Origin of the sequence: Flavobacterium sp. ACAM 123, assembly GCF_000264055.1 — a bacterium.
Classification (GTDB): Bacteria; Bacteroidota; Bacteroidia; order Flavobacteriales; family Flavobacteriaceae; genus Flavobacterium.
The window spans coordinates 1-11,057 of record NZ_AJXL01000114.1 but is presented as its reverse complement, the minus strand read 5'-3'; the positions used below and the strand labels follow the sequence as shown (position 1 = coordinate 11,057).

Here is an 11,057-nt window from a genome sequence, read left to right as displayed (position 1 = left end):
TTTATCAAATTAACTCGTATAAAACTGTAAATCATCAAATGTTTGGCTTAATTACTATACCTACATTTTTTCTCTATCAATTGTTATTTTACTTAAAACAAATGGTTACTTAAGCAAGTTTTTAGATATTAAACCATTAAAATTTTTAGGTCAAGTTTCATACTCTGTATATTTAAATCACGCTTTATTAATTTTATTAATACCTAGAATTTCATTTAGCATATTAAAAAATTCCACAAAATGACTCAACTGAAATTTATGTGTTAATTGCATCGCTATTATTCATAATTTTTTATTCAGCTTATACCTATAAATATATAGAATTAAAAGGAGGTCGTTTTTTAAGAAATAAAATGTTGGAAAATTAATTTCCCTCATTTCACCCTATCATTTAGAAATATCACTTACTTAAAAAAAATATTTTGTTTTAAATATTTTTTGTTTACCAAAACATATAATTTCTAATTTCTAATACAAATATTATGATACCATTATCAGTGCCTTTCCTAAATGGAAACGAGTGGAAGTACGTCAAAGATTGTCTGGACACTGGCTGGATTTCTTCTGCCGGTTCCTACGTTAATCAATTTGAACAACAAGTAGCAGATTATGCTGGAGCCAAATATGGAATAGCTTGCATGAATGGCACCGTCGGTTTGCATATCGCTCAAATTCTTTCTGGAGTAACAGCTAACGACCACGTTATTGCCCCCAATATTACTTTTATTGCCACCTTAAACGCTATCAAATACACAGGAGCTTCTCCTATCTTAATTGATGTAGATCCTAAAAATTGGCAAATGGATTTAGATCTTCTAGATGCTTATTTAAGAGACAATACAATTGAGAAAGAAGTAGACGATATATTGTATTCATTTCATAAATCTACTAACAAACGTATTAAAGCAATTATGCCTGTTCATGTTTTAGGAAACATTGGTGATATGGACCGTCTGCAAGATATAGCTTCCTCCTTTCATCTTGATATTCTTGAAGATAGTACGGAGGCACTTGGAACCCTATACAAAGGGAAGCATGCCGGTAGTTTTGGGAAGTTTGGCGTTTTTAGTTTCAATGGGAACAAAATTATTTCTACCGGTGGCGGTGGCGTTATTGTGACTAACAACGAAGCATTAGCCAAAAAAGCAAAACATTTGACCACACAAGCCAAAACCTCTTCTATGGAATACCTTCACGATGAAATAGGCTATAACTACAGATTAGTGAATGTTTTAGCGGCTGTTGGTGTTGCTCAAATGGAAGAATTTCCAACACTTTTAGAAAATAAAAGGAAAATGGATCGCTTTTATCGTGCTGAACTTACTGGAATTGGAGACATTGAATTTCAATCTGTATCATCTGATGTAGATGCCAATTGCTGGTTGTTTACTTTTAAAACAAAATACATGCGAGACCTGTTAGAGTACCTAAACGAAAACGGTGTGCAATCAAGACCTTTTTGGGTTCCTATGAATCAGTTAGACATGTTCAAAAACGAAATTTACGTTTCTAATGAAAATCATTCCGATAAAGTTTACAACTCGGCCATCAGCATCCCCAGTTCGGCAGGAATTACAACCACAGAAATGGAAACCGTAGTAAAAACAATAAAAGAATTTTACAAAGCACTTTAAATAGCAAAATATGAACATAATAGATATTCCAGAATTTATCAAAGAACACATTACAAAAAGACCCACAAGTTTATTTGCTCCAGATATTAAAAAATACAAAAAACAGTTATCGGAGAAAATTTATGGGAAAAATGTTCTAGTAATTGGTGGTGCAGGAACCATTGGTTCATCATATATCAAGGCCATTTTGGTGTTTAAACCCGCAAAACTTGTTGTTGTCGATACCAATGAAAATGGGTTGACAGAACTTACAAGAGATTTACGAAGTGCGCCAAATCAATATGTTCCTGAAGAATACATTACCTATCCGATGAGTTTTGGCGATCCAGTTTTTGAAAAGATGTTCTTAGCTCATGGTCCCTTCCATATTGTAGCCAATTTTGCTGCTCACAAACATGTGCGAAGTGAAAAAGACCAGTTTTCTATTGAAGCAATGATTGAAAATAATGTCTTTAGAGCAAAATCCTTTTTAGATTTATTACTAAAACACAAACCCGAACATTTCTTTTGTGTATCAACAGATAAAGCAGCTAACCCCGTAAACGTAATGGGGGCTTCCAAAAAATTGATGGAGGAAGTAATAATGTCTTACAGCTCTGATATACAAATTACAACGGCTCGTTTCGCTAATGTTGCTTTTTCTAACGGATCGTTATTAGCTGGCTATATCGAACGCTTATTTAAAAACCAACCCATCTCCTGCCCTGCCGATGTCAAGCGATTTTTTGTATCTCCCGAAGAAAGTGGACAAATTTGTATGCTTGCCTGTATGTTAGGCAAAAGCGGTGAAATATTTTTTCCAAAACTAGACCAAGAAGAACAGGTCTATTTTAAAACAGTAACAGAAGATTTCTTTAAAGCTTCAAAGCGGGAAATTATTTTGTGTAACTCTGATCAAGAGGCAAGGGAAAAAGTTCTCACTAGGAGTGAATCTATGCCTTATCCCGTCTACTTTTTTACATCAGATACTTCTGGCGAAAAACTTTATGAAGAATTTTATACGGATACAGATGAGGTCGATTTGCAGCAGTTTGAAAGTTTAGGCGTAATTAAAAATGCGCGAAAACTTCCTATTCTCGAAATTGAAATTTGCGTGAGCGATTTACAACAACTCCTGAATTCTGGAAATTATAATAAGCAAGATATTGTAAATAGCTTACAAAAACACCTTCCCGATTTTCAACATATAGAAACAGGTAAAAGTTTGGACCAAAAAATGTAAACCCATGTACTTACTATTTAAAAGATTTTGTGACATTCTCCTATCAGCTATCCTTTTACTCATTTTATCTCCATTATTAATTCCAATAATTATTGGTCTAAAACTAACAGGAGAAGGATATATTTTTTACAAGCAAGAGCGAGTAGGATTTAAAAACAAAAAATTCTCTATTCTTAAATTTGCGACGATGCTTCTCGATAGTCCAAATATGTCAGGAGGAGTGTTAACCACCAAAAAAGATCCCAGAATTACACCTATGGGTGCCTTTTTACGAAAAAGTAAGATTAATGAATTGCCACAATTATTTAATATTTTATTAGGTGACATGAGTTTCGTTGGGCCACGCCCTTTAATGGAGGTAAGTTTTAAAGCTTACTCGCCAATAGTCCAGCATGTGATCTACGATGTCAAACCAGGTCTAACTGGTATCGGCTCTATTGTTTTTAGAGATGAAGAAGATTTGATTACCCAAGTTAAAAACAAAGGGGAAGATACCTGGGATTTTTACTCTAAAAAAATATATCCTTTTAAAGGTGATCTAGAAATATGGTACCAAAACCATCAAAGCCTAGCAGTAGACTTTAAAATAATACTAGTTACCGCATGGGTTATTCTTCACTCGGATAGTAATCTTGTTTACAAAGCGTTTAAAACGCTACCAAAAAGAGAATTTTAATTAATAAAAAGAAAAAATATGTGTGGAATTGTTGGATATATTGGATATAGAGAGGCCTATCCTATTGTTATAAAAGGTTTAAAACGCTTAGAATACCGCGGTTACGATAGTGCAGGAATACTACTTTATGACGGTAAGAACTTAAAAGTTTCTAAAACGAAAGGGAAAGTAATTGATTTAGAAGAAAAATCTTCAAACGAAATAACTACTAATGGAACTATAGGTATGGGCCATACCCGCTGGGCGACACACGGAATTCCAAACGATGCAAATTCCCATCCGCACCTATCCAATTCAGGAGAATTATCGATTATTCACAATGGAATTATCGAAAATTATGGCCCGTTAAAAGAAGAATTAATCAACAGAGGGTACACCTTTTCATCAGATACGGATTCCGAAGTTTTAATTAATATAATTGAAGACGTCCAGAAAAAATATAAATTAAAATTAGGTAAGGCGGTTCAAGTGGCACTAAATCAAGTGGTAGGCGCTTATGCCATTTGTGTATTTGACAGTAAAAAACCAAATGAAATTATCGTAGCTCGACTAGGAAGTCCCCTTGCTATTGGCGTGGGTGAAGGAGAGTTTTTTATAGCTTCTGATGCTTCACCCTTTCTTGAATACACTTCAAATGCAATCTATTTAGAGGATGAAGAAATGGCTATTGTACGGCTGCATAAGCCTCTAAAAATAAGAAAAATAAAAGACGATTCACTCGTAGCTCCATACGTCCAGGAATTAAAAATGAATTTAGAACAAATAGAAAAAGGAGGATTTGATCACTTTATGCTTAAAGAGATATATGAACAAGCAAACGTAATCAAAGACACCTATCGAGGCCGTCTTCATGCTGACAAAGGCATGATCCAAATGGCTGGAATTGAAGATAATCTGGATAAATTTCTATATGCCGAGCGAATTATAATTATTGCTTGTGGCACTTCATGGCATGCCGGTTTAGTCGCCGAATACATCATCGAAGAATATGCTAGAATTCCAGTTGAAGTCGAATATGCCTCCGAATTTAGATACAGAAATCCAATTATAACTAATAAAGATGTAATCATTGCCATTTCTCAATCAGGTGAAACTGCAGATACTCTAGCTGCCATAAAATTAGCGAAAGAAAATGGTGCGTTTGTATTTGGCGTTTGTAATGTTGTTGGATCATCGATTTCAAGAGAAACGCACGCGGGCGCCTATACACACGCTGGACCAGAAATTGGAGTAGCCTCTACCAAAGCATTTACAACACAAATAACGGTTTTAACAATGATTGCCCTTCGCTTGGCTCAAGCAAAAGGAACAATGTCTGCTACTGACTTTCAAAAAAATTTACAAGAATTACAATTGATTCCAGAAAAAGTACAAGAAACATTAGCCTTGACAGAGGTAATTGCTAAAGAAATTGCAGCCATTTATAAAGATGTTCCTAATTGCTTATATCTTGGAAGAGGATATAACTTTCCTGTTGCCTTAGAAGGAGCTCTAAAATTAAAAGAAATATCATATATCCACGCAGAAGGATATCCAGCAGCCGAAATGAAACACGGTCCAATTGCTCTAATTGATGAAAAAATGCCAGTTGTTGTTATCGCTCCTAAACAAGCGCACTATGATAAAGTGGTGAGTAATATTCAAGAGATTAAGTCGCGAAGCGGTAAAATTATTGCAATTGTTACCAAAGGCGATACACAAGTAAAAGAACTAGCAGATCACTATATTGAAATCCCCGAAACTTTAGATGCTTTTTCTCCCTTATTGACAACAATACCACTGCAGTTACTATCATATCATATTGCTGTGATGCGAGATTGCAATGTAGACCAACCTCGAAATTTAGCAAAGTCAGTTACCGTGGAATAAAGAGAATAAGACGAACCATAATAATAGATTTTATTTCTAGTAAAATCAGAATCTTTTGCAATTGTAATAAATAAGAAAATTGTAAAATAAATTGAATCCATAAGTACTTCAAAATTAACTACAATGAAAAGATTATTTTGTAAAAAAGAAATTAATGTTAGTACTAAATTAAATCCAAAAAATTTAAGACCGTTTTATCAAATGCTATTAAAAATACAAAAAAAAAGAAACAATCTTAATTTAGATAGATTGATGAAGGCACTATACGGAAATAATTTTAGAAACTTTTTAAAATAATTGGATAATCAAAGACAAAAACATACTTTTCTAAATCTTGCTTTTAACTTGCTTTTAAATACAAAACTCAAATTTATACTACTCTAGCAGTAAATTTGAGCTTTGTATTTTTTTTGTAAAAAATCGAGAATTTCTACGAACTATGGATTGAAGAAAAAAACGCAATCTTCCTAAAACAAACTTAAATTACTTCACTATGCAACGGAAAAAACAATGAAATTTCTGTACCCACCTCTTCTTTTGAAATAATGGTAAAAATACCCCTTTCTTTTTTAAGTATTTTCTTGCTAAGAAAAAGGCCTAAACCCAAACCTTGCTGTTCTCTTTTTTCCCGATTAAATTGTACTCCCGCATTTATACTTTGCAACTCTTCCTGACTAAACCCTATTCCACTATCTTTTATTTTTAAATTAAAATAACTTCCATTGAAATACTTTCCCACAATAGTTATAACTTCATTACCAGAAAACTTTAAAGCATTATCGATCAGCTCATAAAGAATAAAATCTAAATATTTTGAACTAATTTTAAGATTTGATTCTTCGATATCAAAAATAATTCTTTCTTCAGCATCTTCGTGGACTCTACAAATTTTTTCCTTTAACTTAGAAAAACTGTCCTTAATAGCAGTAGAATTATTGACAGCAAAACGTAATTTATTGTTGATGAAATTTTGATATAAAAATAAATTATGCATTGTCCTATTTAGGCGATCACCAGATATCTTAATAGTCTCCCGAAATTTCATAACTTCACTTCTTGTAAAATCATCTTCATAACTATTTAAGATATTAATACCTCCTAATATTCCATTAAGTGGTGTATTAACTTCATGCAATAAATAGCTATTATCCCCTATATATATATTAGAAAAGGAATCTTTTATTTTTTTAAACCTTTGCAACTTACTTTCTATAACTGCTAGTAATTTATCACTTTTAAAAGACTTATATATAAGATCATCCGCACCCTTAAGTAAGCACTGTCTCATAAGATAGCCTCCTCTTTTTTCAGTTAAAAATACAAAGGGAATTCCGGCCAAATACTTGATTTGTTTCACTAATTCATGAAACGCTATGCCGTCCATTACAGGCATTATCATATCACATAGAATTAAATCAGGAGTCCAATTATCCAATAAATCCAATCCTTCTTGTCCATTAGCTACTGATTTAACAGCATAATTTTCAAAAACAAGCAATTCATGAATATGTGATTTAAAAATTAAATCATCGGACAACAGAAGTATTTTAATGTTACGCATAAGGAAATAATGATTAAATTGGTAAACTTCTCTTTTACAAGACCTTTTAAACGATCTAAAAACGATCACCTTCGCTTTATAGATTGGTATGTCAATACATCATTTTTATAAACCACTCAAGAAAAAGTGTCACTCTCCACTAGACTTTCTAAGAAAATCAACTGTTAAAATTTTTAAGATTATGCTTCTTTTAATACAATTAGCAAAAAAAATTTATTCTTAGCCACAATTAAAGTTGATACTGAATTATGTTGGGTAAAATTGCAACGTGAATAATAATCAAAATCACTAACATCACCAATCCATCAATTATCAATAATCTTACTTAATTGATCTACTTACTTTTTTAATTCTTGTCATAATTAATTTAATTTACAAACTCAAAAAACTACTATTATGGTAAACATAACCCTTACGAAGGTATTTTTTTTACTTGACATAATTTAAAACTATGACCAAAATACTTAAAAACATAATCTATAATTTATCTTACAAAAAAGTACATTAGTAAATTATAAATAATTTTTGTTCTAAAAAGTGCAACGATAGAAACTACTTTTTTAGACAGGTTAAAAAATGAATAAATAGGCAACATTATCCTAATTACAAAAAACTAAATAAACTTATAACTATCATTGAAATAACCTCTTAAATGAATAGAAAAGAGTCAATGTCAGTCAGATAGTGCAATAAAAAAAGGATTCTTTTAAAATCGTGATAGCCCCAGAGGGCTGTCTAACAAGTCAAATTTTACAAAAAATCACAATACTAAAAAAACGGAATAAAAATAGAAGTTACTAAATACAAAAGCTATGACAGAAGCAGACCTTAAAAGTTTAATTGACGAACTACGCTGTCAAAATTCAGAGCTTGTGCGACTAAATACCAGACTACAGCTTTCAAAAAATAAAGCTGAAGAAGCATCTAAGACATCAAACTTATTTTACGATTTTTCTTCTCTCGGTTATATCGTTCTAAATACTAAAGGGAAAATAGTACAGATTAATATTATTGGTGCAAAAATGCTAGAACAAACTACCGCTGAATTAATTAATTCTCATTTCAGTCTAAATGTTGTAAGTGAATCTCTTTCCTATTTTGAAAGCTTTTTATTAAAGTCTAAAGAAACAAAAATTAGACAAACTTGCAAAATTAGATTGATTTCAAAAAAAAAATATCCTTATACCATTCACATAAGTAGTTCTTTTTTTAGAAAAAGAAAATAATTACATACTAAGCGTAAAAAATATTTCTACAAAAAGTAAACTTAAAGAATCAATTAAATGAAAGTAATTTTTTCTTTGAAGAAATGCAAAGATTAGGAAATATTGGTTCTTATTACGTCAACATTACAACTGGTACTTGGATTATTTCTAGTGTTTTAAAAAATATTTTCGGAATAAAACAAGATAGTACTTTGGATTTTGATTCTTGGTTTTCTCAAATCCATCCAGACTATAAAAGAGAAATTAAATTGTATGTATTAGAAAAAATAAGTGACAAAACAGCTTGGGAAATAGAATATAAAATTATTCGAAAATCAGATGGTGAAGTCCGATGGGTAAATAGTAAAGGAGATTTTATACCCTCTAAAAAAACAAAAGATACTTTTTTGTTTGGACTTATTCAAGATATTACTGATAAAAAGTTAATTGAAAAAAAATCGATCAATGCTAAAATACATTCCGACAGTATTTTTAAATCCTTAAAAAACGGTATATTAATAGTAGATGCGGAAAACGGGCAAATAACCGATGCTAGCCCATCCTTAAGTAAAATGATTGGTTTTAATTATGAAGAATTAGTTGGGAAAATATTTTGGAAGATTACTGCATTTAAGAATATTGCAACTTCGAAAGAAAATTTTATTGAATTACAAAAAAATGATTACAGTAGGTTTGAAAATAGGCCTTTAGAAACTAAAACACGTATATTACTAGATGTTGAATTTGTTAATAATATCTATATCGCAGGTTATAAAAAATTTATTCTGTGTATAATTATTGATATTTCTGATAGAAAAAAGACAGAAGAAGCGCTGAAATTGAGTCGCCAATTTTATTATGCGATGTTCGAAAAAAACCAAGCGGTGCAGTTGCTTATTGATCCTATTAATGGTGCAATTATTGACGCAAATTCTGCCGCTGCTAAATTTTATGGACATTCATTAGAACAATTTAAATCTATGAATTTATCCGATATTAGCACCTTTCCTGCAGAGCAAATAATTGAAGAATTAGGGAAATTTGGATTACCGGGACAATCTTATTTTCATTTTACTCACAAGTTAGCTTCAGGAAAAATTTGTGATATTGAAATTTACACTAGTCCATTACACATTGAAGGACATCCTTATTTAATATCCACGATCCATAATATAACACAGCGAAAAATTGAAGAAGAAAGATTGACTCAATTAAACAATCAATTAAAAGAACTAAATGCTTTGAAATCACAATTTATATCCACAGTTTCCCATGAATTTCGGACTCCACTGGCAGGAATACTATCTAGCGTTCAGCTGTTACAAATCTATCATAACTCCTGGGATAAGGAAAAAAAAGAAAAAATGTATAAACAAATATTTGATGCAGTTCATCAAACAAAATCGTTACTTGACGATGTATCTTTAATTGATGCTGCACAAAATAGTAAATCTTTTTTCAGGCCTACTTATATTGCATTACTTCCTTTAATAAATGAAATTATTGACGAGAATTTAGCCATATCTGGCACTGCGCATCATGTAGTTGTAAATAATAATTTTAGTATTGAAAGTTTTTTTTTAGATCCAATTATGATTCGTCATATTTTAAATAATCTTATTTCAAACGCAATTAAATACAGCGCTGAAAGTCAAAAAATAAATATTAATCTTGACCAAATAAATAATACTGAAATAAAAATAATAATTGAAGATCATGGAATAGGGATTCCAAAGGACGAAATTAAATATTTATTTGAACCCTTTTATCGTGCCTCAAATATTGGCAACATGAAAGGTACTGGCTTTGGAATGTCCATCGTAAAAAGATTTGTAAACCTCCATAATGGACATATACATATTGAATCAATCATCAATAAAGGAACTAAAATTACTATCATATTGCCTTTTAAAGATCCTACATTATGAAAAAAATTCTTTTAATTGAAGACAATCGCATGTTAAGGGAAAATACAACTGAATTTTTGATAGGTGAAGGCTTTGAAGTCTTTAGTGCTAAAGATGGTCTGGAAGGCGTACATCAAACCTTGCAACATCTACCGGATCTAATTCTTTGTGATATATCCATGCCGAATATGAATGGATATGATTTTTACAAAACAATTCAACAGATTAAAACTACCTCTACAATTCCATTGGTCTTTTTATCAGCTAAAACAGAAAACGAAGATGTAAGAACAGGAATGCAATTAGGCGCCGATGATTATATCATGAAACCTTTTGACTTGTTTGAACTACTAAAAGTCATAAAAACGCGCCTTGACAAACAAAATAAAATTAAACAATATCATGACGAAAAATTTTATGCACTAATAAAGCATCCTAATTTAGGAATGTTTCTTTATCAAAATGGTAGTTTTCTATATTATAACAAAACCATTTTGTCCATTTTTGGATATACTGAAGAAGTCTTTTCGAGTATGACTCTTAAAAACCTGATTGGAGAAAACACATCAAATCAAGTACAAGTTTTGAATGAAATAGATCGATGTTTAAAAGACACATCGAATTCTATCACAATAAATTTTTTAGCATTCCATGAAAATGGCAGTAAAATGAAAGTAAAATTAGTTGGAACTGCTATTAACTATAAAGGAGTTCCAAGTATTGTGGGAAATATGATTCGATTGCATGATCATCGAGAATCTACAATTCAAGACTTCAATACAGCTATTGATTTTAAATTAAGTAAACGCGAAAGGGAAGTGCTTGAATTAATTTGCAAAGGAAAATCTACTTTAAAAATAGCTGAGCAACTTTTTTTGAGTCAGCGAACTATTGATAGCCACCGCGCAAACCTACTTTCTAAAACCAATTGCAAAAATAGCGCAGAACTTATTATTTATGCTATAAAAAAAGCATTAGTTAGT

At 31.2% G+C, this 11,057-nt stretch carries 8 protein-coding genes; 7 read left to right on the top strand and 1 reads right to left on the bottom strand.

The genetic code is table 11. From position 1 onward, the window contains the following. Positions 1-482: 482 nt before the first annotated feature. From A3SG_RS0115680 to glmS, 4 genes are read left to right on the top strand one after another with little or no spacing between them, the layout of a single operon-like run. Positions 483-1,634: a LegC family aminotransferase gene (locus tag A3SG_RS0115680; RefSeq protein ID WP_016990953.1), complete on the top strand. Its 1,152-nt coding sequence runs from the start codon at positions 483-485 to the stop codon at positions 1,632-1,634. Positions 1,635-1,650: 16 nt separating this feature from the next. Continuing rightward, on the top strand, positions 1,651-2,856 hold the full coding sequence (locus tag A3SG_RS0115675) for a polysaccharide biosynthesis protein (RefSeq protein ID WP_029596852.1): 1,206 nt from the start codon (positions 1,651-1,653) through the stop codon (positions 2,854-2,856). A 4-nt stretch (positions 2,857-2,860) separates the two neighbouring features. Continuing rightward, positions 2,861-3,532 carry a sugar transferase gene (locus tag A3SG_RS0115670; RefSeq protein ID WP_016990951.1) on the top strand — a complete coding sequence of 224 codons (672 nt, stop codon included), beginning with the start codon at positions 2,861-2,863 and terminating at the stop codon, positions 3,530-3,532. A gap of 18 nt (positions 3,533-3,550) precedes the next feature. Beyond that, positions 3,551-5,401 (top strand): glutamine--fructose-6-phosphate transaminase (isomerizing), encoded by a 1,851-nt coding sequence (glmS, locus tag A3SG_RS0115665; RefSeq protein ID WP_016990950.1) that lies wholly within the window; start codon positions 3,551-3,553, stop codon positions 5,399-5,401. A 478-nt stretch (positions 5,402-5,879) separates the two neighbouring features. Here the strand turns inward: glmS and A3SG_RS0115655 are convergent, their stop codons facing one another. Then, positions 5,880-6,938 (bottom strand): hybrid sensor histidine kinase/response regulator, encoded by a 1,059-nt coding sequence (locus A3SG_RS0115655; RefSeq protein WP_232226402.1) that lies wholly within the window; start codon positions 6,936-6,938, stop codon positions 5,880-5,882. Between the two features lie 836 nt (positions 6,939-7,774). Here A3SG_RS0115655 and A3SG_RS0115650 point away from each other — a divergent pair. The 3 genes from A3SG_RS0115650 to A3SG_RS20920 all read left to right on the top strand — a co-directional run. After that, a complete protein-coding gene (locus A3SG_RS0115650) occupies positions 7,775-8,188 on the top strand; it encodes a PAS domain-containing protein (protein WP_016990947.1) in 414 nt (137 codons plus the stop codon). Positions 8,189-8,271: 83 nt separating this feature from the next. Next, entirely contained in the window at positions 8,272-10,095 is a 1,824-nt protein-coding gene (locus tag A3SG_RS20925) for a PAS domain S-box protein (protein ID WP_016990946.1), read from the top strand. After that, a partial coding sequence (locus A3SG_RS20920) for a response regulator (protein WP_157485504.1) occupies positions 10,092-11,057 on the top strand: 966 nt, incomplete at its 3' end. The genes A3SG_RS20925 and A3SG_RS20920, both read left to right, overlap by 4 nt.